This is a genomic window from Streptomyces griseoaurantiacus, assembly GCF_036189845.1.
Taxonomy (GTDB): domain Bacteria; phylum Actinomycetota; class Actinomycetes; order Streptomycetales; family Streptomycetaceae; genus Streptomyces; species Streptomyces griseoaurantiacus.
The window spans coordinates 1,310,160-1,333,964 of sequence record NZ_CP108326.1 but is presented as its reverse complement, the minus strand read 5'-3'; the positions used below and the strand labels follow the sequence as shown (position 1 = coordinate 1,333,964).

The 23,805-nt window shown below is 72.8% G+C and carries 22 protein-coding genes and 2 pseudogenes; 16 read left to right on the top strand and 8 right to left on the bottom strand.

Going from position 1 to position 23,805, the window contains the following annotated elements:
• The first annotated feature begins 113 nt into the window (after positions 1-113).
• From OHB09_RS06045 to OHB09_RS06020, 6 genes are all read left to right on the top strand, one after another.
• Complete coding sequence (locus OHB09_RS06045) at positions 114-1,139, top strand: aldo/keto reductase (RefSeq protein WP_328921693.1); 1,026 nt, start codon at positions 114-116, stop codon at positions 1,137-1,139.
• Between the two features lie 211 nt (positions 1,140-1,350).
• Entirely contained in the window at positions 1,351-2,379 is a 1,029-nt protein-coding gene (argC, locus tag OHB09_RS06040; protein ID WP_328921692.1) for an N-acetyl-gamma-glutamyl-phosphate reductase, read from the top strand.
• 94 nt (positions 2,380-2,473) lie between these two features.
• Positions 2,474-3,625, top strand: a complete 1,152-nt coding sequence (gene argJ / locus OHB09_RS06035) for a bifunctional glutamate N-acetyltransferase/amino-acid acetyltransferase ArgJ (RefSeq protein WP_328921691.1) — start codon at positions 2,474-2,476, stop codon at positions 3,623-3,625.
• Positions 3,622-4,536, top strand: coding sequence for an acetylglutamate kinase (argB, locus tag OHB09_RS06030; RefSeq protein ID WP_167794667.1), 915 nt, complete (start codon positions 3,622-3,624; stop codon positions 4,534-4,536). Before argJ ends, argB begins: the two co-directional genes overlap by 4 nt.
• Positions 4,533-5,717, top strand: coding sequence for an acetylornithine transaminase (locus tag OHB09_RS06025; protein ID WP_167794666.1), 1,185 nt, complete (start codon positions 4,533-4,535; stop codon positions 5,715-5,717). The genes argB and OHB09_RS06025 overlap by 4 nt, the downstream gene beginning before the upstream one ends.
• Before the next feature lie 17 nt (positions 5,718-5,734).
• The gene (locus OHB09_RS06020; RefSeq protein WP_040896012.1) at positions 5,735-6,280 is read left to right on the top strand and encodes an arginine repressor; all 546 of its coding nucleotides are present in this window, start codon (positions 5,735-5,737) and stop codon (positions 6,278-6,280) included.
• 57 nt (positions 6,281-6,337) lie between these two features.
• Here the strand turns inward: OHB09_RS06020 and OHB09_RS06015 are convergent, their stop codons facing one another.
• The 5 genes and pseudogenes from OHB09_RS06015 to OHB09_RS05995 form a co-directional block, all read right to left on the bottom strand.
• Entirely contained in the window at positions 6,338-7,075 is a 738-nt protein-coding gene (locus OHB09_RS06015; RefSeq protein WP_040896068.1) for an FAD:protein FMN transferase, read from the bottom strand.
• 121 nt (positions 7,076-7,196) lie between these two features.
• Positions 7,197-7,646: pseudogene (locus OHB09_RS06010) on the bottom strand (FMN-binding protein); the annotation flags it as partial.
• Positions 7,647-7,675: 29 nt separating this feature from the next.
• Complete coding sequence (locus tag OHB09_RS06005) at positions 7,676-9,013, bottom strand: ferredoxin reductase family protein (RefSeq protein WP_167794670.1); 1,338 nt, start codon at positions 9,011-9,013, stop codon at positions 7,676-7,678.
• 223 nt (positions 9,014-9,236) lie between these two features.
• The gene (locus OHB09_RS06000) at positions 9,237-9,947 is read right to left on the bottom strand and encodes a L,D-transpeptidase family protein (RefSeq protein ID WP_319117083.1); all 711 of its coding nucleotides are present in this window, start codon (positions 9,945-9,947) and stop codon (positions 9,237-9,239) included.
• Between the two features lie 3 nt (positions 9,948-9,950).
• Positions 9,951-10,538 carry a pyridoxamine 5'-phosphate oxidase family protein gene (locus OHB09_RS05995; RefSeq protein WP_006141674.1) on the bottom strand — a complete coding sequence of 196 codons (588 nt, stop codon included), beginning with the start codon at positions 10,536-10,538 and terminating at the stop codon, positions 9,951-9,953.
• Positions 10,539-10,974: 436 nt separating this feature from the next.
• Here OHB09_RS05995 and argH point away from each other — a divergent pair, with 436 nt between their 5' ends.
• Both argH and OHB09_RS05985 read left to right on the top strand, forming a co-directional pair.
• Positions 10,975-12,411 (top strand): argininosuccinate lyase, encoded by a 1,437-nt coding sequence (gene argH, locus OHB09_RS05990; protein WP_006141671.1) that lies wholly within the window; start codon positions 10,975-10,977, stop codon positions 12,409-12,411.
• Between the two features lie 78 nt (positions 12,412-12,489).
• On the top strand, positions 12,490-13,485 hold the full coding sequence (locus OHB09_RS05985; protein ID WP_407077311.1) for an aldo/keto reductase: 996 nt from the start codon (positions 12,490-12,492) through the stop codon (positions 13,483-13,485).
• A gap of 88 nt (positions 13,486-13,573) precedes the next feature.
• Here the strand turns inward: OHB09_RS05985 and OHB09_RS05980 are convergent.
• Positions 13,574-14,309: pseudogene (locus tag OHB09_RS05980) on the bottom strand (lysophospholipid acyltransferase family protein).
• A 293-nt stretch (positions 14,310-14,602) separates the two neighbouring features.
• On the opposite strand from OHB09_RS05980, the gene OHB09_RS05975 reads away from it, so the two are divergent.
• The 3 genes from OHB09_RS05975 (at position 14,603) to OHB09_RS05965 (ending at position 17,021) form a co-directional block, all read left to right on the top strand.
• Positions 14,603-15,856, top strand: coding sequence for a glycerophosphodiester phosphodiesterase (locus OHB09_RS05975; protein ID WP_318295122.1), 1,254 nt, complete (start codon positions 14,603-14,605; stop codon positions 15,854-15,856).
• Positions 15,857-15,956: 100 nt separating this feature from the next.
• Entirely contained in the window at positions 15,957-16,472 is a 516-nt protein-coding gene (locus tag OHB09_RS05970; protein ID WP_040896067.1) for an RNA polymerase sigma factor, read from the top strand.
• Between the two features lie 45 nt (positions 16,473-16,517).
• Entirely contained in the window at positions 16,518-17,021 is a 504-nt protein-coding gene (locus tag OHB09_RS05965; RefSeq protein WP_093592572.1) for a GNAT family N-acetyltransferase, read from the top strand.
• 43 nt (positions 17,022-17,064) lie between these two features.
• Here the strand turns inward: OHB09_RS05965 and OHB09_RS05960 are convergent, their stop codons facing one another.
• Positions 17,065-17,532: a hypothetical protein gene (locus tag OHB09_RS05960; protein WP_191890145.1), complete on the bottom strand. Its 468-nt coding sequence runs from the start codon at positions 17,530-17,532 to the stop codon at positions 17,065-17,067.
• A 1-nt stretch (position 17,533) separates the two neighbouring features.
• A complete protein-coding gene (locus OHB09_RS05955; RefSeq protein WP_191890144.1) occupies positions 17,534-17,893 on the bottom strand; it encodes a hypothetical protein in 360 nt (119 codons plus the stop codon).
• A 612-nt stretch (positions 17,894-18,505) separates the two neighbouring features.
• On the opposite strand from OHB09_RS05955, the gene OHB09_RS05950 reads away from it, so the two are divergent.
• From OHB09_RS05950 to cbiE, 5 genes are all read left to right on the top strand, one after another.
• Positions 18,506-19,603 (top strand): methionine ABC transporter ATP-binding protein, encoded by a 1,098-nt coding sequence (locus tag OHB09_RS05950; RefSeq protein ID WP_006141663.1) that lies wholly within the window; start codon positions 18,506-18,508, stop codon positions 19,601-19,603.
• Positions 19,600-20,388: a methionine ABC transporter permease gene (locus tag OHB09_RS05945; RefSeq protein ID WP_006141662.1), complete on the top strand. Its 789-nt coding sequence runs from the start codon at positions 19,600-19,602 to the stop codon at positions 20,386-20,388. Before OHB09_RS05950 ends, OHB09_RS05945 begins: the two co-directional genes overlap by 4 nt.
• Positions 20,389-20,473: 85 nt before the next feature.
• The gene (locus OHB09_RS05940; protein ID WP_328921690.1) at positions 20,474-21,313 is read left to right on the top strand and encodes a MetQ/NlpA family ABC transporter substrate-binding protein; all 840 of its coding nucleotides are present in this window, start codon (positions 20,474-20,476) and stop codon (positions 21,311-21,313) included.
• 186 nt (positions 21,314-21,499) lie between these two features.
• Positions 21,500-22,138, top strand: coding sequence for a GNAT family N-acetyltransferase (locus OHB09_RS05935; protein WP_191852399.1), 639 nt, complete (start codon positions 21,500-21,502; stop codon positions 22,136-22,138).
• A 150-nt stretch (positions 22,139-22,288) separates the two neighbouring features.
• Positions 22,289-23,503: a precorrin-6y C5,15-methyltransferase (decarboxylating) subunit CbiE gene (gene cbiE / locus OHB09_RS05930; protein WP_191852400.1), complete on the top strand. Its 1,215-nt coding sequence runs from the start codon at positions 22,289-22,291 to the stop codon at positions 23,501-23,503.
• The last annotated feature ends 302 nt before the right edge of the window (positions 23,504-23,805 follow it).

Genomic DNA, 23,805 nt, shown 5'->3' with positions numbered 1-23,805 from the left:
CGTGCGTACAAGCGGAAAACTTTTCCGCTATAGTTCCGGAAAGGTTTTCCGTTTAGGGCAGCGTACGGCGCTCGCACGCTGCTGACCAGTGTGCGGCTCACAAGGAGAGACCCATGCGCTATCGCCCTCTTGGCCGGACCGGCATCCAGGTCAGCCCCTACGCCCTGGGCACGCTGATGTTCGCCACCGCCATGGGCAACGAGCCCGGGGAATCGGCCCGGATCATCCACAAGGCCCTGGACGCCGGCATCAACTTCGTCGACACCGCCGACGCCTACGGCGATTCCGAGGACGTCGTGGGCAGGGCGCTGGAGGGGCGTCGGGACGGCGTGGTCCTCGCCACCAAGTTCAGCCGCCCCAGGGACAAGGACCAGGACCCCAACCGGCGGGGCGCCTCCCGGCGCTGGATCGTCGCCGCCGTGGAGGACTCCCTGCGCCGCCTGCGCACCGACCACATCGACCTCTACCAACTCCATCTCCCCGACCCCCACACCGACATCGAGGAGACCCTCTCCGCGCTCACCGACCTGATCAGCAGCGGCAAGGTCCGCGCGATCGGAGCGTCGCACAGCCCCGCCTCCGGCATCGTCGAGGGGCAGTGGGTCGCCGAGCGGCGCGGACTCGCGCGGTTCCACACGGAGCAGCCGGCCTACTCCCTCCTCAACCGCGGCATCGAGCGGGAGATCCTGCCCGTCACCCAGCGCTACGGCATGGGCGTCCTGGTGTGGGGGCCGCTGGGGCAGGGACTGCTCACCGGCCGCGTCCGCAGGGGTCAGGACAACACCCTGCGGCGCGCCGGTCTGTTCCAGCACCTCAACGACGAGCGCAGGCTCGACGTCGTCGAGGAGCTGATCCCGCTCGCCGCCGAGGCGGGGATGCCCATGACCCACCTCGCGATGGCCTTCACCCTCGCCCACCCCGGCGTCACCAGCGCGCTGATGGGGGTGCGCACCATGGAACACCTCGACGGCCTGCTCGGCGGCCTGGACGTCACCCTCACCGACGACGTCCTCGACCGCATCGACGAGATCGTCCCGCCCGGCACCGACGTCGGCACCCTCGACCAGGCCTACCGGCCCCCGGCCGTGGAGAACCCGGACCTGCGGCGCCGCCCGCCGGCCGACCGTGCCGCGGCCTGACCGTCCTTCCGCGAACCCGCCGGAGAGGCCCTTCACGAGCGATGTCGCCATCGAGTGCGTCATCGACGGCCGGCCCCACGACCCGTTCGCGCAGGTCCTCGAGCTCCTGGCGGAAGGGGGCATGCGCGTCACTCTGGCCTGATCCGAACCCCTCGTGATTGCATAACTCTGCGTCGAAACGTATAGTCATGCCATCACGGATGGAGGGTTCATGGCTGTACGTGCGGCAGTGGCCGGAGCGAGTGGATACGCGGGCGGGGAAGTCCTGCGCCTGCTTCTCGCGCACCCCGAGGTCGAGATCGGCGCGCTCACCGGGAACTCCAACGCGGGACAGCGCCTCGGCGCGCTCCAGCCCCACCTGCTTCCGCTCGCCGACCGCGTGCTGGAGGAGACCACCACCGAGGCCCTCGCCGGGCACGACGTGGTCTTCCTCGCGCTGCCCCACGGGCAGTCCGCCGCCGTCGCCGAGCGGCTCGGCCCGGACGTCCTCGTCGTCGACATGGGCGCCGACTTCCGGCTGAAGGACCCGGCCGACTGGGAGTGCTTCTACGGCTCCCCGCACGCCGGCACCTGGCCCTACGGCCTCCCCGAACTGCCGGGCGGCCGCGCTGCGCTGGAGGGGTCCAAGCGCATCGCGGTGCCCGGTTGCTACCCCACGGCCGTCTCGCTGGCCCTCTTTCCGGCCTACGCCGCCGGGCTGGCCGAGCCGGAGGCCGTGGTCGTCGCCGCCTCCGGCAGCTCCGGCGCGGGCAAGGCGCCCAAGCCGCACCTGCTCGGCTCCGAGGTCATGGGGTCCATGTCCCCCTACGGCGTCGGCGGCGTCCACCGGCACACCCCCGAGATGATGCAGAACCTCGGCGCGGCGGCCGGTGAGCCGGTCACCGTCTCCTTCACGCCGACGCTCGCGCCGATGCCTCGCGGCATCCTCGCCACGTGCAGCGCGAAGGCGCGGGAGGGCGTCACGGCCGAGTCCGTGCGCGCCGCGTACGAGAAGGCCTACGCCGACGAGCCCTTCGTCCACCTGCTGCCCGAGGGGCAGTGGCCCGCCACGGCCTCGGTGTACGGCTCCAACGCGGTCCAGGTGCAGGTCGCCCTCGACCCCGCCGCGCACCGCGTCCTCGCGATCAGCGCCATCGACAACCTGACCAAGGGCACCGCGGGCGGTGCCGTGCAGAGCATGAACATCGCCCTCGGGTACGACGAGACGACAGGTCTCTCCACGACCGGAGTCGCACCGTGAGCGACGGACGCGCGGCCACCACCCCGAGGACATGGACGAGGACGATGCCCGCGCCGCCGCGCCGCGCGGGCGGAGAAGCGAACGAGGAGTCAGCGTGAGTGTCACCGCCGCCAAGGGCTTCACCGCCTCCGGCATCGCCGCGGGGATCAAGCAGAACGGCAATCCGGACCTGGCCCTCGTGGTCAACAACGGGCCCCGCCTGGCCGCCGCCGGCGTCTTCACCTCCAACCGGGTCAAGGCCGCGCCGGTGCTGTGGTCGGAGCAGGTCCTCAAGGGCGGCTCGGTCTCCGCCGTGGTCCTCAACTCGGGCGGCGCCAACGCCTGCACCGGACCCAAGGGCTTCCAGGACACGCACGCCACCGCCGAGAAGGTGGCCGACGCCCTGGACCTGAACGCCGCCGAGGTCGCCGTCTGCTCGACCGGGCTGATCGGCGTCCTGCTGCCCATGGACAAGCTGCTGCCGGGCGTCGAGACGGCGGCCGCGCAGTTGTCGGAGCACGGGGGCGAGAAGGCCGCCCTCGCCATCAAGACCACCGACACCGTGCACAAGACCTCCGTCGTCACGAAGGACGGCTGGAGCGTCGGAGGCATGGCCAAGGGCGCGGGCATGCTCGCCCCCGGCCTCGCCACCATGCTCGTCGTCCTCACCACCGACGCCGACCTCGACGGCGCGACCCTGGACCGCGCCCTGCGCGCGGCCACGAAGGTGACCTTCGACCGCGTCGACTCCGACGGCTGCATGTCCACCAACGACACCGTGCTGCTGCTCGCCTCCGGCGCCTCCGGCATCGCCCCCGAGTACGCGGAGTTCGCCGAGGCGGTCCGTGCCGTGTGCGACGACCTCGGGCAGCAGCTCATCCGGGACGCGGAGGGCGCCAGCAAGGACATCAAGGTCGAGGTGGTCAACGCCGCGAGCGAGGACGACGCCGTCGAGGTCGGCCGCTCCATCGCCCGCAACAACCTCCTCAAGTGCGCGATCCACGGCGAGGACCCCAACTGGGGCCGCGTCCTGTCCGCGATCGGCACCACGAAGGCCGCCTTCGAGCCGGACCGGCTCAACGTCGCCATCAACGGCGTCTGGGTGTGCAAGAACGGCGGCGTCGGCGAGGACCGCGAGAAGGTCGACATGCGCTACCGCGAGGTGCACATCGTGGCGGACCTCGCGGCCGGCGCGGAGACCGCCACCATCTGGACCAACGACCTCACCGCCGACTACGTCCACGAGAACAGCGCGTACTCCTCATGAGCAACCAGACGCGGAAGCACACCGCGCTCCCCAAGGCCCGCATCCTCGTCGAGGCACTGCCCTGGCTCACCCGGCACCACGGCAAGACCGTCGTCATCAAGTTCGGCGGCAACGCCATGGTGGACGAGGACCTGAAGGCCGCCTTCGCCCAGGACGTCGTCTTCCTGCGGCACGCCGGGCTCAAGCCGGTCGTCGTGCACGGCGGCGGCCCGCAGATCAGCGCCGCCCTCGACCGGCACGGCATCGTCAGCGAGTTCAAGGCCGGGCTGCGCGTCACCACCGAGGACGCCATGGACGTCGTACGGATGGTGCTGGCCGGGCAGGTGCAGCGCGAGCTGGTCGGGCTGCTCAACCGGCACGGCCCGCTCGCGGTCGGCCTGACCGGTGAGGACGCGCACACCCTCACCGCCACCCGGCACACCCCCGAGATCGACGGCGAACTCGTGGACATCGGGCTGGTCGGCGAGATCACCGAGATCAACACCGGCGCCATCGAGGCCCTGCTCGCCGACGGCCGCATCCCGGTCGTCTCCTCGATCGCCCGCAGTCAGGACGGAGGTGACAAGGGGCATGTCTACAACGTCAATGCTGATACGGCGGCTGCGGCACTCGCTGCGGCGCTGGGCGCCGAGACCCTGATGGTCCTCACCGACGTCGAGGGCCTCTACGAGGACTGGCCCGACAGCGACGAGGTGATCAGCCGCCTCACCGCCAGCCAGCTCGAGAAGCTGCTGCCCGAACTGTCCTCGGGCATGGTGCCCAAGATGGAGGGCTGTCTGCACGCCGTGCGGGGCGGCGTCCACACCGCCCGCGTCATCGACGGCCGGGTGCCGCACTCGATCCTGCTGGAGATCTTCACCGACGAGGGCATCGGCACGATGGTCGTGCCGGACGAACAGGGGGAGTCGTGAGCAACGAGGAACTGACCGCCCGCTGGCAGGGCGCCCTGATGAACAACTACGGCACCCCCCGGCTGCCCCTCGTGCGCGGCGAGGGCGCCAGGCTGTGGGACGCCGACGGCACCGAGTACCTCGACTTCGTCGGCGGCATCGCGGTCAACGCGCTCGGCCACGCCCACCCGGCCGTCGTCGAGGCCGTCAGCCGCCAGATCGCCTCCCTCGGCCACGTCTCCAACCTGTTCGTCGCCGAGCCGCCCGTCGCGCTCGCCGAGCGGCTGCTCCAGCGCTTCGGCCGGGACGGCAGGGTCTACTTCTGCAATTCCGGCGCCGAGGCCAACGAGGGCGCCTTCAAGATCGGCCGGCTGACCGGGCGGCCGCACATGGTCGCCACCGAGGGCGGCTTCCACGGCCGCACGATGGGCGCCCTGGCGCTCACCGGCCAGCCCGGCAAGCGTGAGCCGTTCCTGCCGTTGCCCGGCGACGTCACGCACGTCCCCTACGGCGACGCGCAGGCGCTGGCCGCCGCGGTGACCGAGGAGACCGCCCTCGTCGTCATCGAACCCGTCCAGGGCGAGAACGGCGTCGTCGTCCCGCCCCCCGGCTACCTCAAGGCGGCCCGGGCGATCACCGCCGCGAGCGGTTCGCTGCTGGTCCTGGACGAGGTGCAGACCGGCGTCGGCCGCACCGGCGACTGGTTCGCGTACCAGGCTCACGAGGGCGTCCTGCCGGACGTCGTCACGCTCGCCAAGGGCCTCGGCGGCGGACTGCCGCTCGGCGCGACCGTCGCCTTCGGGCGGGCCGCCGAACTGCTCCGGCCCGGTCACCACGGCTCCACCTTCGGCGGCAACCCGGTCGCCTGCGCCGCCGGACTCGCCGTCCTCGACACGATCGCCGACGAGGGGCTGCTCGACAACGTCAAACGCCAGGGCGAGAAGCTGCGCCAGGGCGTCGAGGGCCTCGGTCACCCGCTGATCGACCACGTCCGGGGCGCCGGACTGCTGCTGGGTATCGTGCTCACCGAGCCGCTCGCCCAGAAGGCGCAAGCGGCGGCTCAGGACGCCGGCCTCCTGGTGAACGCGCCCGCCCCCGACGTCGTACGGCTGATGCCGCCGCTGAACCTCGGCGACGACGAGGTGGAGGCGTTCCTCCGGGCGCTTCCCGGTGTCCTGGAGCAGACCCACGGGGACGGATGATCCGGAGTGAGACGACGATGAGCCAGGCGCAGGACCAGGAGCAGGACCAGGCGGGCGGCCCCGCCGTGCCCCAGACGCGTACCGCGCGCCACCGCCGGATCGTGGACATCCTCAACCGGCAGCCGGTGCGCTCGCAGAGCCAGCTCGCCAAGCTGCTGGCGGACGACGGGCTGAGCGTCACCCAGGCGACGCTCTCCCGGGACCTCGACGAGCTCAACGCGGTGAAGATCCGCAACAACGAGGGCGACCTCATCTACGCCGTGCCGAGCGAGGGGGGCTTCCGGACGCCGCGCGCCCCGCTGGGGGAGTCGGCCAAGGAGGAGCGGATGCGGCGGCTCTCCGCGGAGCTGCTGATCTCCGCGGAGGCCTCGGCGAACCTGGTGGTCCTGCGCACGCCCCCCGGGGCGGCGCAGTTCCTGGCCTCGGCGATCGACCAGGCGGAGCTGCACGACATCCTGGGCACGATCGCGGGCGACGACACGCTGCTGCTCATCAGCCGGGACCCCACCGGAGGGCAGAACCTGGCGGACCATCTGCTGAGACTCGCTCAGAACGCGCACTGACGGCGGGCGGCCCGTCGGCACCGGCGCCGCGCCCCGCACGGGTACGCGGTGGCGCCTTCAGCCCAGCCGGGACGCCAGGCCGCTCGTCGCCCGCACCTCGTTGCCCGCCGTGATCAGCAGGGCCTCCGCGTCCGGCAGCGACTCCAGCCAGGCCAGGGCCTCGCGCGAGCCCATCGCGAACGCGGCCGTGGCCCAGGCGTCCGCCCAGGTGAGGCTGGGGGAGACCACCGTGACCGCGACGAGGTCGGTCACCGCCGACCGGGAGGTGCGGGGGTCCACGATGTGCGCGCCGCGTTCCGCCGTGCCGGACGTGGCCACCGCCAGGCGGTCCGTTCCGGCCGCCGAGACCACCGCCGCGAGGGCGCCCGGCCGCAGGGGGTCGGAGATGCCGACCCGCCAGGGCCGCTGCCGCCCGGGGACGCCGAACACCTGGACGTCACCGCCGCCGTTGACGCTGACGCCGGTGGTACCGGCCGCCGACAGCGCGCGGGCGGCCCGCTCGCAGGCCCAGCCCTTGACGATGCCGGTCGGGTCGAGGCGGCCCTCGTAGCGCAGGCTGAACCAGCCCTCGCTGCGCCGCTCCGCCTCGGCGCCCAGCGCCAGCACCTCGGCGACCTCCGGATCGCACTCCGCCACGCTCAGCTCACCCCGGGCCAGCCGGGAGATCTGGCTGTGCTCGCGGTAGGTGCTGAACACCTCGTCCACCTCGTGGAGCCGGGCGACCGCCTCGGCCAGCGTCCGCCGGACGGCGTCCGGATCACCGCCGCGCACGTCGAAGGAGAAGACGGTGCCCATCACCTCCTCCGTGTGCCGCACCACGGACGGTGCCCCGACGGGGGCGGGGCCGGCGGAGTCGGCGTGCCGGGCGGGCTCGGCGGGTTCGGTCACACGGTCGTCGTCCACCTGGTCAGCCACCGGCCTTGTCGATCGCGGACTGCAGCGACTTCCGGTAGCCGCCGCTGGTGTACGTGGCACCCGACACCGCGTCGATGTCGGCGCTCTGCGCGCTGAGGGCCTCCTGGTTCAGCTTGGGCACCGCGTCGTCGGTGACCTCGGTGCTGTGGCCGCCGCTCGGCGCCTGCACCGCCTCCGCCTTGGTGATCTTCCCGTCGGCGAGGGTGAGGCGGACCTGGACCGTGCCGTACTGGGTCTGCGCGGCGTCGCCGGTGACGGTCGTCGCGCCCGCCTTCTGCCCGGTGCCGCCCTGCGGCGACTCCTGGGCGGGCGCCGACTGCTGCGGGGGCGTGCCGGCCGCGACCGCGCCGGCCGGGCCGGTGGACGGCTTCAGCGACAGCAGCAGCACGATCCCGGACACGGTGGCCGCGGAGGCCAGCACGATCCGGCGTATGGGGTGGCTCTTCTTCATCGCTCCCTGATCTCCCGTGCGTCCCGTCGTCACATCTCGAACGACTCGTGGTGGATGCGGCGGGCGGGGACGCCCGCACCGCGCAGTGCTTCGTAGACCTGCTGCGCGAACCCGGGCGGCCCGCACATGAAGACGTCGTGCCGGTCGATGTCCGGCAGCTTGCGGCGCAGGGTGTCCGCGGAGATGTCCGGCCGCTCCCCCTCGGGGCTGTTGACCGCGTACATCAGCCGGGCACCGCGCTCCTGGGCGATCTGCGCCAGCTCGTCCCACAGCGCCAGGTCCTGGGTGGTGTTGGCCCGGTACAGCAGGGTGAGGTCGCCGGCCGCGCCGGGCAGCGTCTCGAACAGGGCCCGCATCGGCGTGATGCCGACCCCGCCCGCCACCAGCAGCACCTTTCCCCGGCTGCGCCGCTGCGCGGTCAGCGCCCCGTACGGTCCCTCGGCCCACACCCGGGTGCCGGGCCTCAGCCCGCGCAGCGCGGAGCTGTGGTCGCCGATGGCCTTCACGGTGATGCGGAGCATGTTCGGGCGGGGCGCCGCCGACAGCGAGTACGGGTGCGAGCTGAACCGCATCCCCGGCGCGAGGAACCGCCAGCGGAAGAACTGCCCCGGCTCGGCACCGATCCGGTGCAGCCGGCGCCCGGTGATCAGCACCGACACCACTCCGGGCGTCTCCTCGATCACGGCCTCGACCCGCATCCGGTGCCGGAGGTTCAGCCGGAGCGGGGTGAGGATGCGGTACCAGAGGACCAGTGCCGTCACCGAGCCGTACAGCGCGTACCAGAACGTCTTCGCGGTCGGTTCCACGACGAAGTCGTTGCCGGTGGACAGCTGGTGCCAGAAGGTCAGGAAGACCACGGCGTAGGTGAGCAGATGGACGTGGTACCAGAAGTCGTAGGGGATGCGGCGGCGGACCGGGCCCATGGACAGCAGCGCGATCAGGACCAGCAGTCCGGTGCCGATCGTGGCCTTGCCCAGGTCGGGCAGTTGCCCGACGGAGTCCACGGTCTGCTGGACGATGTCGCCGAAGCCCTTGCCGGCCTGCAGCGCGTAGCCGTACATCGTCAGCACCACGTGGGCGAGGACGAGGCTGATGGTGTAGCGGCCGCTCATCGCGTGCCAGCGGGCCACCCGGTCCGAGCCGACCCGGCGCTCCAGCGCGGGCACCCGGGCCATCTGCAGCACCACGAGGGCCATCAGATAGCCGGCGAGCAGTCCGGTGATCCGGCCCGCGTTGAGGATCTTGGCGTTGGTGTCGGCCAGGGACGGCGTGTTCGCCCACCACAGCCACAGCACCGCGACAGCGCCCGCCCAGACGGCGATCAGCAGCGGGACGGCGGGGGAGCGGCGTGGGCGGATGCGGCGCATCGTCTGGCGCCGCGCGGCGCGGCCACCGGCGATCGTGGACACGGTCTCCTCCGTGGTCCTGCGTGGTCGGGCCCGGGGCCCGCTTGGCCTGGAGTACGCGCGGCACGTGCCCGGTGTTCAACGAGGACGGCGGTTCACAGGATCATCCGCGGAGGCCGGTGCTCCGTTTGCCGGGCGGGGGCGCGCGGCGACCGGCCCGGCCCCGGCTCGGCGCCTCGGGGCCTCAGTACCGGGTCACGGCCGTGTCGCCGCCCGTCGTCCCGATGGCGAGGTGCGGCACGCGCGCCGGGTCGGCCCAGGCGAGGATCCGCCGCGTCGCGCCCTCGGGCACGGACACGCAGCCGGCCGTCGCCCCGCGCCCGTTCACGTGCACGAAGATCCCGGCGCCGCGCCCCCGCACCGGACGGTGGTAGTTGAAGCCCACGACCAGCGCGTACCGGTACTGCGGGTCGTACCCGGCCAGGTGCTCCGCCTGTCCCGCCCGGCAGTCGGCGGGGCGGGGCTCGGCCCACCGGTTGTAGGCCCTGGAGGCGGTGTCCTCGCACCACCAGGAGTCCGGGCGGACCCTGCGGTACGGCAGCGCGGTGCCGGGCGGCGCGCCCCGGATGCCGAAGGCGTACGGCAGGTCGTACAGCCCCGTCGGACTCGTGTCCGTGCCCTGCCGGCGCTTCGTGCCCTCGACGAGGCCGCGGGCGCCGAAGCGGGCGGGTGCCGAGCCCGCCCGCACCCAGTGGCCCTCGCGGCGGTCCCACCAGGTGAGCGTGCCGGTGGTGGCGCCCGTGCCGGGTGCCACGGCGGTGAGGAGCTGGGTGCCGCCACCGGTGTCCGCCATCCGCTCCGGCAGCGGGGCCCGCCGCTGCCCGGCGCCGGGCGTGGCGGCGAGCAGCAGCAGGCAGAAGGGCAGGGTCAGCAGGGCGGGGGTACCGGGGCGCATGCCTCAGACGCTACGGGGAGGCAGCGGCAACGGCAGCCCGGGAAGTCCGTCCAGGCTGGTCGCCACGTGGTCCTTCTTGGCGAAGTACGCGCTCAGCGAGGCGTCGTCCTCGCGCGCGAACCGCTTGCCGTGCAGATCGCGGTCCTCCTCGTAGGCCATGAAGGGCACCGCGTACCCGCAGGTGTCCCGGATGTGCTCGGCCCGCACCACGATGACAGAGCGCAGCCCGTGCCGGCCGGCGTCGATGTCCGGGAAGTGGGTGAGGAGTTCCTCGAAGCGCGGGTCGTCGCGGAAGACGGGCTCGCCGCGGCCGTGCACCCGCACGATGTCGGGCGGCCCCTGGAAGGCGCACCACATCAGCGTGATGCGGCCGTTCTCCCGCAGGTGGGCGATGGTCTCGGCGTTGCTGCCCGCGAAGTCGAGGTAGGCCACGGTGAGTTCGTCGAGCACGGCGAAGGAGCCCCGCAGGCCCTTGGGGGAGACGTTGACCGTGCCGTCGGCGGAGAGGGGAGCGGTCCCGGTGAAGAAGACCGGCTGCTCCTCGATGAAGGTGCGCAGCCTGCCGTCTATACGCGCGTAGCTTTTTCCCATGAACGGAAGTATCGCGGGGGCGGGCGGCGCCCGACAGATGTTTTCCGCCCGCTGAGACGCCGTTTTGGGGTCCGGACGGGCCGCGGACGTGTGGACGGGCCGCGGACGGGCCGTGGCCGCCCCGGCCGGCGCGCGGGGCGGCCACGGTGCCTGCGGCTCGCGCGGAGCGCAGGCGACCGGGGGGCGGCGCTCGCGGGCGGGGTGGGGGCCGCCCGTCCGGCGGTGTCCGGCGACGCCCGGCCCTCCCGGTCGGGGAGGGGTACGCGCGGGGAGCCGTCGGCGTTCAGCGGGTGCGGCGCCCGTGGCGCAGGACACGCCGAAATTGACTATCCATGCAGAGTTCTGCATAATCATGCATGCCGATCTCGCGCAGGCCGCCGGGCACTCCCGCCGCGGGGAGGCGGCGCCCCATCGACACCCTCCGAGGAGCACGCAAGTGAGCAGCAACAGCGGTGACGTAAGGCTCTGGGGCGGACGGTTCGCCGACGGACCCGCCGAGGCCCTGGCCAAGCTGTCCGCGTCCGTCCACTTCGACTGGCGGCTCGCCCCCTACGACATCGCCGGCTCCCGCGCCCACGCACGCGTGCTGCACACGGCCGGACTCCTCACCGAGGACGAGCTGACCCGCATGATCGCCGGGCTCGACGAGCTGGAGGCGGCCGTCGCCGACGGCTCCTTCACCGGCACGATCGCCGACGAGGACGTCCACACCGCCCTCGAACGCGGCCTGCTCGAGCGCCTCGGCCCCGACCTCGGCGGCAAGCTGCGGGCCGGCCGCTCCCGCAACGACCAGGTCGCCACCCTCTTCCGGATGTACCTGCGCGACCACGCCCGCGTCCTCGGCGGACTGATCGCCGACCTCCAGGACGCGCTGATCGGCCTCGCCGAGGCGCACCCCGACGTGGCGATGCCCGGCCGCACCCACCTCCAGCACGCCCAGCCCGTGCTCTTCGCCCACCACGTCCTCGCCCACGTCCAGGCCCTGACCCGGGACGCCGAACGGCTGCGCCAGTGGGACACCCGCACCGCCGTCTCCCCCTACGGCTCGGGCGCGCTGGCCGGTTCCTCCCTCGGCCTCGACCCGGAGGCGGTCGCCGAGGACCTCGGCTTCGAGCACGGTAGCGCCGCCAACTCCATCGACGGCACCGCCTCCCGGGACTTCGTCGCCGAGTTCGCGTTCATCACCGCGATGATCGGCGTCAACATCTCCCGCATCGCCGAGGAGATCATCCTGTGGAACACGAAGGAGTTCTCCTTCGTGACCCTGCACGACGCCTTCTCCACCGGCTCCTCGATCATGCCGCAGAAGAAGAACCCCGACATCGCCGAGCTGGCCCGCGGCAAGTCCGGACGGCTCATCGGCAACCTCACCGGACTGATGGCCACGCTCAAGGCCCTCCCGCTCGCCTACAACCGCGATCTACAGGAGGACAAGGAGCCGGTCTTCGACTCCATCGACCAGCTCGAGGTGCTGCTCCCCGCCTTCACCGGCATGATGGCCACGCTCACCGTGCACCGCGAGCGGCTGGAGGAACTGGCTCCGGCCGGCTTCTCCCTGGCCACCGACATCGCCGAATGGCTGGTCAAGCAGGGCGTGCCGTTCCGTGTGGCGCACGAGGTGGCCGGCAGTTGCGTCAAGGCCGCCGAGGCGGAGGGCAAGGAGCTCGACGAACTCACCGACGAGCAGTTCGCGAAGATCTCCGCCCACCTGACCCCCGAGGTCCGCTCGGTGCTCAACGTCCCCGGCGCCCTCGCCTCCCGCAACGGCCGCGGCGGCACGGCACCGGAGGCGGTCGCCGTCCAGCTCGCCGAGGTCAAGGAGGACGTGGCCGCGCAGCACGCCTGGGCCGGGGCGGCCGTCCTGAAGAAGTAGCAGGTCGCCGGGGGAGCCGGGGCCCCGCGGGTTACGTTGGTCGGCGTCCGGACGGACCCGAGGAAACGGAGCCCCGCGGTGCCCTTCGCCCTTCCCTACGACCCAGAGCCCGACCCCGCTCGCACGGGTGCCACCCCCGTCGCCCGGTTGGGGCTCGGCCTGGCCGCCGTCGGCCGCCCCGGCTACATCAACCTCGGCCGGGACCGCGACCTCCCGGCCGAGCGCACCGTGGAGGCGCTGCGCGCCCGCACCCACGCACTCCTCGACGCCGCCTACGCGCGGGGCGTGCGCTATCTCGACGCCGCCCGCTCCTACGGCCGCTCCGAGGAGTTCCTCGCCGACTGGCTGCGGGCCCGCCCGGACGTCCGCGACGTCGTCGTCGGCAGCAAGTGGGGCTACACCTACACCGCCGGCTGGACCACCGACGCCGAGCGGCACGAGGTCAAGGACCATGGCACGGCCACCTACGAGCGCCAGCGCGCCGAGACCGAGGCGCTGCTCGGCGACCGGCTCGACCTCTACCAGATCCACTCGGTGACGCCCGACAGCCCCGCCCTGACCGACCGCGAGCTGCACGCCCGGCTCGCCGGGGCGGCCGCACGGGGCCTCACGATCGGCTTCTCCACCAGCGGCCCCGCCCAGGCCGAGGCCATCCGCGCCGCCCTCGCCGTGACGGTCGACGGCACCCCGCTCTTCCGTACGGTCCAGTCCACGTTCAACGTCCTGGAGACCTCGGCGGGCCGGGCGCTCGCCGAGGCGCACGAGGCCGGTCTGACGGTGCTCGTCAAGGAGGGCATGGCCAACGGCCGGCTGGCGGCCCCGGAGGCCCCCGCGCCGCTCGCGGCGGTCGCCGAGGAGACCGGCGCCGGCCCCGACGCCGTCGCCCTCGCCTTCGTCCTGCGGCAGCCCTGGGCGGGCGTGGTGCTCTCGGGGGCGGCCACCACGGTCCAGCTCACCTCGAACCTGCGGGCGGCCGCCGTCGAGCTGACGGAGGAGCAGACGGCCCGGCTGGCCGCGCTCTCGGAGGACCCGGCCGCCTACTGGGCCCACCGGTCGCGGCTGCCCTGGCACTGAGCCCGGTCCGGTCGGCGAGCGGCCGGGCACGCGAAAGGCGCCGTCGGTCACGACGGCGCCTTCGGCTGCGTCTGCCCGGTGGCGGGACTCAGGCCGCCTTCGCCTTGGTCGCGTAGATGTCCACGTACTCCTGGCCGGACAGCTCCATCACCTCGGCCATGACGGAATCGGTCACCGCGCGCAGCACGTACCGGTCGCGGTCCATGCCCTCGTAGCGGGAGAACTCCATCGGCTCGCCGAAGCGGACCGTCACCTTGCCCGGCTTGGGCAGGCCCGAGCCGCCCGGCTGGAGCTTGTCCGTGCCGATCATGGCGAAGGGGACGACCGGGGCGCCGGTCATCAGGGTGAGCCGGGCGATGCCCGTGCGCCCCCGGTACAGACGGCCGTCGGGCGAGCGCGTGCCCTCCGGGTAGATGCCGAAGACACGGCCCTGCTCCAGCACGCGTCGGCCGGTCATCAGCGCGGCCACGCCGCCGCGGCCGCCGTCGCGGTCGACCGGGATCATGCCGACGCCGGTGAAGAACCAGGCCATCAGGCGGCCCTTGAGGCTCTTGCCGGTGACGTACTCGTCCTTGCCGATGAAGAAGACCTGCCGGTCGCAGACCAGCGGAAGGATCATCGAGTCGATGAAGGTGAGGTGGTTGCCGGCCAGGATGACCGGGCCGTCGGCCGGGATGCGCTCCGCGCCCTCCACCCGTAGGCGGAACATCAGACGCATGATCGGTCCGAGCACTGCCTTGATGAGCGCGAAGCGGGACAACGGGCCCTCCGGTGTCGGGGAACGTCAATGGATTCGGTATGAAGTTCGTGCAGGTGAGGACGATACTCGCGCCCCACCGCCGCGCGCACCTCGGGTTCGCGCGGCGCGTACACCCTATTGACGCACGTTCACCCGCGACAGCGTGTGACGCGCGGCCCACTCGGGCGCCGGAACGGTGTGAGCTTCGCCGCTCCCGGGCCGGCGGCCGTAGGGGAAGATCCGCACCCCGGAGGGCCACGACGGTCCGTCATCCTCCGTACCCCGCGCGACATGCCGTCTCACCCGCGTGTTCCGCCGCGCGTCTCCCCACCGTCACCTCCGGCGACCTACGATCGTCCGCGTTGGCAGGTGCAGGACATGCAGGACATAGCGGCAGGAGGAGCGCTCATGGAGTCGGGACAGACGGGCCGGCCGGTGGATCCGCGAGAGCCGGGAGAGCCGTACGGGCGGGAGCGCGGCACCGGGCGGCGGGCACTGCTCGGCGCCGCGGTGCTCGGCGCGGGCGGCGCCGTCCTCGGACTGTCCGGCACGGCGAGAGCCGCCGAAGCCGAGGGAGCCGGCACGGCGGGCCCGCACGGCGGCGGGCTGAAGGGGCTGCCGGTGCCGACGATCATCGGGCACCGCGGAGCCAGCGGCTACCGGCCGGAGCACACCTTCGGCTCCTACGAACTCGCCCTCGACCTCGGCGCCGACATCGTCGAGGCCGGCGACCTCGTCCCCACCAAGGACGGCCACCTCGTCTGCCGGCACGAACCGGAGATCGGCGGCACCACCGACGTCGCCGACCACCCCGAGTTCGCCGGCCGCCGCACCACCAAGACGCTCGACGGGGTCTCCACCACCGGCTGGTTCACCGAGGACTTCACCCTCGCCGAGCTGAAGACCCTGCGAGCCGTGGAGCGCATCCCCGCCAACCGGCCGCACAACACCCTCTACGACGGGCGCTTCGAGATCCCCACCTTCGAAGAGGTCCTGAAGTGGCAGGACGAGCAGACCCGCAGGCGGGGCAAGCAGGTCTGGATCTACCCCGAGCTCAAGCACCCCACCTACTTCCGGGGGCTCGGCCTCGGCATCGAGGAGCGGCTCGCCCGGGTGCTGCGCCGGCACGGCAAGCACCGGCGCACCTCGCCCGTGCTCCTGCAGTCCTTCGAACCCACCAGCATCCGGCGGATGAGCGGGCTCGTCGACAACACCCTCGCCGTGCTGCTGTCCGACGCGGGCTCCCGCCCCTGGGACTTCGTCGCCACGGGGGACCCGCGCACCGTGGCCGACCTCATCACGCCCGAGGGGCTCAAGGAGATCGCCGGCTACGCACAGGGCATCGGCCCCACCCTCGACCTGATCATCCCCAAGGACTCCGCCGGCCGGCTCACCCGCCCCACCACGCTCGTCGCCGACGCGCACCGGGCGGGCCTGATCCTGCACCCGTACACCATGCGCAACGAGAACCCCTTCCTGCCCGCCGAGTTCCGCCGGGGCACCGACCCGGACGGCTACGGGGACGCCTTCGGCGCGTTCGCGGCCTACTTCGCCACCGGCATCGACGGGGTCTTCACCGACAACGCGGACACCGGCGTCCTGGCCCGCGAGGACTTCCGGAAGAACCGGTGACCGCCCCCGGGGCCTGACGCCACGTCACTGCCGGGCCCACGATCGAGTGACGTACGGCCGCCCCGGCAACCACCGCCGGGGCGGCCGCGTCACGCCGCACATGACCCACGACCTGCTGGCCTTTCTGCGCCCGCTGCTGGCCGCCGAGGCCCTGGCGGAAGGCCGCGCCTGCGGCGCGGAACCGGGCGACCTGGAACAGGCGGTCTGGCTGCGCCTCCTGGAACGGCTGGCGGCGGACGCCCCGCCCGCCGACCCGCCCGACTGGCTGCGCCGGGCCGTCCGCGCCGAGGCGCGCCGCAGCCGTCGTACCGCCCGGCGCGAGAGGCCCTACACGCCGGGCGCCGGCGAACCCGCCGAGGACCGCGGGGCAGGTCCTGAGGCGCGGGCCCTCGCCGCGGCCCGCCACCGCGCGCTGCACGCGGCGGTGCGCCGGCTGCCCGGCCGCTGCCCCCGGCTGATCGCCGCCCTGCTGTCCCCCGAGGATCCGACCTACCGGGAGATCGCGGGGGAGTTGGGTATCTCACAGGGCAGTCTCGGACCGGAACGCTCCAGATGTCTGGCTTGTCTGCGCCGATTGCTGGCGGCGGAGGTTGCGGGGCGCGAAGGGCGGGGATAGGCATGGGGGACAACCGGTGATCAGGTGAGCGGGAGGCGTGCGCACATGGGCATGAGCGTGACCATCTCGGTGGCGACCGAGCAGGATGTCGAGCAGATCTTCAGACTGCAGTACCTGTGCTTCCAGAGCGAAGCCGCGCTCTACGGCAACTACCGGCTGCCCCCGCTGGTCCAGTCGCTGGACTCGGTCCGCGCGGAGGTCGCCGCCGACTGCGTCTTCGTCGCGCGACTCGGCGAGGAGGTCGTGGGCTCGGTGCACGGCACGGTGACCGAGGACGGCGCCGCCGCCATCGGCAAACTGTGCGTCCACCCCCGGCTGCAGGGCCACGGCATCGGCGCCCGGCTGCTGCGCGCCGCCGAGGCGGCCCTGGTCGAGGAGCGGGGGGCGAAGCGGTTCCGGCTCAGCACCGGACACCGCAGCGAGAACAACCTGCGGCTCTACCGCAAGGTGGGCTACGAGACGGTGGGCACCGCCGAGGGACCCGACGGCGTCCGCATGATCGTTCTGGAGAAGCCGGCACCGGAGACCTCGTACGTGGCCACGGCATAGGCCGCCACGGACGGGTTCGAGGAGAAGAGGGCGGGCCGGGGCCTCACACGGAGGCGGTCTCGGCCGCGCCCGCCCCGCGCAGCCAGCGGATGGCGGACAGCGGCAGCAGTACGGGGATGAAGAGGTAGCCCATCCCGAAGTCCGACCACACCGTCGCGTCCGGGAACGCGGAGGGCTCCACCAGCGTCCAGGTGCCCACCAACAGCACGCCCGCCAGCTCCGCCACACAGCACGCGAGCGCCGCCCGGCGGGCGCTCTCCCCGCCGCGGACGAGCGAGTACGTGATGAAGCCGTAGACCACTCCCGCGACCGCGGACAGCGAGTAGGCGAGCGGGGCGCGGTCGAAGTCCGTGGAGATCTGCACGGCCGAGCGCGACACCGCGCCGACGACCATCACGCCGTACAGCCACACCAGCAGCATGCCGGGCCCGCTGACGAGCCGGCCGCGCCCGGGCCGCCGCTCCCCGCCCGCACCCTCGGCCCCGTCGGCCTTCTCCCGCGTCGCCGCCATCTCAGCCTCCCCAGATGTCGTAGAGCCGCACTTCGAGGACGGCGAGGACCGCACCGCCGGCCGCGACGGTCACCGAACCCCAGCGGGTGCGCTCCGCCAGCGACATGAAGCCTGCCACGGGAACGCACGCGAGCGCGCCGAGGAGGTAGGCGACGAAGATCGTGGTGCCCTGGTCCGGCTTCTCCCCGCGGGCCAGCTGCACGATGCCGACGACGAGCTGCGCGAGGGCGAGCACGGTGACGACGGCCATGCCGATGAAGTGCCAGTCCTTCGTCGGCTCGTCCCGGGAGGCGGACCACCCGCACCACGCGGCGAGCAACAGCGCGGCGACCCCGGTCACCCACGTCAGGACATCAAGCATGCGGCGACCCTATTACGAGGCCGGCGGCGCCCGGCCCGCCGGGTTCCGTTCCCGGGCCGCCGGCCGGCCCGCGAGGGGAGCGGCGGCGAGCGGCGGGCGATTCCCTCACCGTGGCGTTGGCCACAGCAAAGATCTCCGCTCCTCGGTTTCCGCAGGCCGCGCCCCTCCCACCCCGTCCATCCCTGTCCGGCATGCGGACACCCGTGTCCGTCCGCGCCCTTCCTTCTGCTTTACTTGCGCCCATGAGCAGCACGAGCGACCGCACCCCTGCGACCGAGGCGACGACCACGCCCGGTGCTCGTTGTATGTGTCCTTCCTGCCGCACGGGCCGAATGCGCGCCTTCTAGAGGGCCCCCGCAGCACCCCCGCTCGCGCCCCGAAGCGAGCAGCCCCAGGCAGCCCCCGTACGCGGTGCCCCCGCGTGATCCGCACGCCCGCACGCGCCCTCGTGCCGCACACCTCGTCCGTGTGCGCCCGCACAGGGGCGCCGCAGCGCGCCACGCCCCCCGCACCGCCCGCGGCGACCGCCGACCACCCCCTCCGGCCACCACACCGGCCGGAGTCCACCGCGTGCCGGGCACCCCCGCGCACTCGACAGCGACGGAAACCCACGTGATCACCACATCGGGACTGACGAAGGTCTACCACCCGCACGGAAGCCGGGGCGGCGCCCCCGGCACCCGCACGCCCCAGGAGATCGTCGCCCTCGACGGAGTCGACCTCCACGTCCGCGAGGGCGAGGTGTACGGCGTCATCGGCCAGTCCGGCGCCGGCAAGTCCTCCCTCATCCGCTGCGTCAACCTGCTGGAGCGCCCCACCTCGGGCACGGTCACCGTCGACGGGCGGGACCTCACCGCGCTGGCCGGGCGCGGCGCCCGCGCGGGCCGTGAACTGCGCCGGGCGCGCAGCCGGATCGGCATGGTCTTCCAGCACTTCAACCTGCTGTCCTCGCGCACCGTCCAGGCCAATGTCGAGCTGCCGCTGGAGATCCTCGGCCTCTCCGGGAAGGAACGTTCCCGCAAGGCGCTGGAGCTGCTCGACCTGGTCGGCCTCGGCGACAGGGCGAAGGCGTACCCGGCACAGCTCTCCGGCGGCCAGAAGCAGCGCGTCGGCATCGCCCGCGCCCTGGCCGGCGACCCCAAGGTGCTGCTCTCCGACGAGGCGACCAGCGCCCTGGACCCCGACACCACCCGCTCCATCCTCCGGTTGCTGCGCGACCTCAACCAGCAGCTCGGCCTGACCGTCCTGCTCATCACGCACGAGATGGACGTCGTGAAGTCCGTCTGCGACTCGGCCGCGCTCATGGAGCGGGGGCGGATCGTGGAATCTGGCACGGTGAGCGAACTGCTCGCCACCCCGGGCTCCCGGCTGGCCGGGGCCCTCTTCCCGGTCGGCGGCCGCGCCACCGGCGAGGACCGCACGGTCGTCGACGTCACCTTCCACGGCGACGCCGCCACCCGGCCCGTCATCTCCGAGCTCGCACGGACCTACAACATCGACATCTCGATCCTGGGTGCCGCGATGGACACCGTCGCCGGACGCCAGGTCGGCCGGATGCGCATCGAACTGCCCGGCCGCTACGAGGACAACGTCGTCCCGGTCGGCTTCCTGCGCGAGCAGGGCCTGGGGGTCGACGTCGTCGGAGTCGCCGACGACGCCCCGGCCGCCGGCGCGCAGACGTCCCCGCTCGTCAAGGAAGGTGCCAAGTGACCTGGTCGGAGATGCGGCCCCTGCTGTCCCAGGCCAGTTGGGACACGCTCTACATGGTCGGCTGGTCCACCGTGATCGCGGTCGTCGTCGGTCTGCCGCTCGGGGTGCTGCTGGTCCTCACCGACCGCGGCGGGCTGCTGCGCAACCTCCTCGCCAACAAGGTCATCGGGCAGGTCGTGAACGTCGCCCGCTCGATGCCGTTCATCATCCTCATGGTCGCGCTGATGTCCTTCACCCGCTGGGTCACCGGCACCACCATCGGCCGCGAGGCCGCGATCGTGCCGCTCGCCATCGGCGCCATCCCCTTCTACGCCCGCCTGGTGGAGATGTCGGTGCGCGAGGTGGACGGCGGACTCGTCGAGGCGGTGCAGTCGATGGGCGGCAGCACCTGGAAGACCGTCCGCAGTGTCCTGGTGCCCGAGGCGCTCCCCTCCCTCATCTCGGGCGCCACCACCACGGTCATCGCCCTCATCGGCTACTCGGCCATGGCGGGCACCGTCGGCGCCGGCGGGCTCGGCGACATCGCCATCCGCTACGGCTACCAGCGCTTCGAGAGCGGCATCATGTGGATCACCGTCGCCATCCTGGCCGTCGTGATCTCCCTGCTGCAGTTCGCCGGTGACTTCGCCGCGCGCTCGCTGCACCGCCGGGGCGCCGGTTCCGGCCGGCTGCTCCTCTTCCGGCCGCTGGGCCGCCCCCGTACGGTCCCGGCCGCCGCCGGCCCCGCCGGGGTCCCCGCCCCCGCCGAGGCCCCGGCCGTCACGGACGCCGTCCACAAGGGCTGACGCCCGGCAGGTACCACCCCACCCACAGACCTCCCCGTCCACCCGACACGGGGACGCCTCACCCATGCAAGGAAAGGCACTTTTCGTGCGTAACACCGCCAAGATCACCACCGCCGCACTCGCCGTCACCGCCCTCACCCTCGGGCTCAGCGCCTGCGGCTCGGACTCCGAGGACTCCGGCAAGGCCGACCCGAACGCCACCCTCACGGTCGCCGCGACCCCCACCCCCCAGGGCGAGATCCTCACCTACGTCAAGGACAAGCTGGCGAAGAAGGCCGGACTCGAGCTGGAGGTGGAGGAGTTCACCGACTACGTCACCCCGAACACCGCCGTCCAGCAGGGCGAGGTCGACGCCAACTACTTCCAGCACAAGCCCTACCTGGACGACTTCAACAAGAAGAACGGCACCGACATCGTCCCGGTCCCGGGCGGCACCGTGCACCTGGAGCCGCTGGGCATCTACTCCAAGAGCCTCAAGAAGCTCGACGAGCTGAAGAACGGCGCCACCGTCGCCCTGCCCAACGACACCACCAACGAGGCCCGCGCGCTGAAGCTGCTGGAGTCCAACGGCGTGCTGAAGCTGAAGTCGGGCGCCGGTTACGACGCCACCCCCAAGGACGTCACGTCCAACCCCAAGGGCCTGAAGTTCAAGGAGCTGGAGGCGGCACAGCTCCCGCGCTCCCTCGGTGACGTCGACGCCGCGGTGATCAACGGCAACTACGCCCTGGAGGCCGACCTCAGCCCGGCCAAGGACGCCCTCGCCGCAGAGTCCGCCAAGGACAACCCCTACGCCAACTTCCTCGCCGTGAAGAAGGGCGACGAGAAGGACCCGCGCGTGGAGAAGCTGGCCAAGCTGCTCACCTCGCCCGAGGTGAAGAAGTTCATCGAGGACAAGTACCAGGGCGCCGTCGTCCCGGCCTTCTGAGCCCGAGGGGCCCCCGGCCCCGGCCCTCCCGGCGGCCCGCCCGCCGCCACGCACGGGGTCCGCTCCCTCACAGCCCGGAGCGGACCCCGTGGTGCGGTGGGACGGGTTCATGCTGCATGCTGGGCAGTTCAGCGGGTCGCATGACGGCTGATCAGCTTTGACGGTCCACAGGTTACGGAGCGGCGCATGACGAGCACCTTCCCCAGCATCTCCATCAGCACGGAGCGGTTGGTCCTGCGCGCCTTCGACGAGGACGACGTCACGGCCCTGTCCGCGATGATGAACGACGAGCAGATCGCCGCCTGGACCGACGTTCCCCAGCCCTTCACCGAGGAGGGCGCCCGGACCTGGATCGAGGAGGACGCGCCCGCCGAGCGCGCCGCGGGCCGCGGCCTCGACCTGGCCGTCACCGAGTTCCTCACCCAGCGCCTGGTCGGCATCATCCAGCTCCGCCACACCGACTGGCACGTGCGGTCCACCGAACTGTCGTACGTCGTCGCGCCCTGGGCACGCGGCGAGGGCTACGCCTCCGAGGCCGCGCTCGCCACCGCCCGCTGGCTCTTCCGCGAGCAGAAGTTCGAGCGCATCGAACTGCGCACCGCCGCCGACAACACCGCCTCGCAGCAGGTCGCGCAGAAGATCGGCTGCATCAGCGAGGGCGTCCTGCGCAACGCCTGCATAGCCCACGCGCGCGCGGAGGACGGCACCTGGACCGACGTGCGCACCGACTTCATCGTGTGGAGCCTGCTGCCGGAGGACCTGGAGGGCGGCGCCGGAGAGCTCGCCGACCGCACCGGGTACACCTCGTTCTCCGACTGGAACTGACCCCGCACCGGCCGGAACCGGCCCGGGCCGCCGCACGCGACGGACCCACCGCGCACACGCGGTAGTCTCACATGGTCCCGCACGGCCCCCCACCACGCCCCGCTCGCGGGCCCACCCTCCCACCTGCGTAACCCCTGGAGAAACACGACGATGGCCGACCGGGTCACGGTGATCGGCTGGGACGGCTCGCCGCTGACCGAATCGGCGCGCTCCGCCCTCGGCGCCGCCACGCTCGTCGCCGGTGCCGCCCACCACCTCGCGCTCCCCGAAGTACCGGCCGGAGCCGAACGCATCCGCCTCGGCAGCATCGCGCTCGCCGCCCGCCGCATCGCCGGCCACCGCGGCACCGCCGTCGTCCTCGCCGACGGCGACCCCGGCTTCTTCGGCGTCGTACGCACCCTGCGCGCCCCCGAGTTCGGCCTCGAGGTCGAGGTCGTGCCCGCCGTCTCCGCCGTGGCCGCCGCCTTCGCCCGCGCCGGGATGCCCTGGGACGACGCCCAGGTGGTCGTCGCCCACCGGCGCTCCCTGCGCCGCGCGGTGAACGTGTGCCGCGCCCACACCAAGGTGGCCGTCCTCACCTCGCCCGGCGCGGGACCCGCCGAACTCGGCCTGCTCCTGCAGGGCGTGCACCGCACCTTCGTCATCTGCGAGGAACTGGGCACCGCCCGCGAACAGGTCACCGTCGTCACCTCCGACAAGGCGGCCGACCACACCTGGCGCGACCCCAACCTCGTCATCGTCCTCGGCGGACCCGTCACGGCGGCCGAGGACGGCGGCTGGCTCGCCGGTCGCGCCCCCGCCGCCGGACCGCGCGGCTGGACCCTGCCCGCCGAGGCCTACGAGGGCGTGCTCGGCGAGGGGGAGACGCAGCCGCTGCGCGCCGCCCAACTCGCCCGGCTCGGGCCGCGCGTGGGCGACCTCGTCTGGGACATCGGCTGCGGCAGCGGCGCCTTCGCCGTGGAGGCGGCCCGCTCCGGCGCCGCCGTCATCGCGGTCGACGAGGACCCCGGCGCCTGCGCCCGCACCGAGTCCGCCGCCCGCCGCTTCGGCGTCCATCCGCACGTCGTGCGCGGCACCGCCCCGCATGTCCTGGAGGACCTCCCCGAGCCCGACGTCGTGCGCGTCGGGGGCGGGGGCGCCCCCGTCGTCTCGGCCGTCGCCGACCGCCGCCCGCAGCGCATCGTCACCCATGCCGCGACCCGGGACGCCGCCGAACTCATCGGCCGGGACCTCGGCGAACACGGGTACGAGGTCGAGTGCGCACTGCTGCAGTCCGTCGAACTCGACACCAGGGCCTGGACGGAGAAGGAGCGGAGCGTCGCCTTCCTCCTCACCGGGGAGCTGCGGCGGGAAAACGGCCGCTGAGCTGCCACGGGGCCGCGCTTCCCGGGCGCCCTCGACCGGGGGCGCCCCGCGATCGGGTTGTCGTACCGGCGAGGTAGGCTGGCCGATCGTTGTACCGCTTCCGGGTGATCACGGCCTTCATCGGCCAATGTCCGGAAAGCGCCCCTCTTTTGAGGAGTGTGTGGTACGGCAGGACCGGAGGACGCGCAACGTGGCGCAGTCCACAGCGGACCCTCGCGGATCACGCTGTCGCAAGGGCAGGCCGACCGAGACAATGTCAGTCCATGGCTTTGTCGACTTGATGGCGAGTCGTTCGTGCCGCT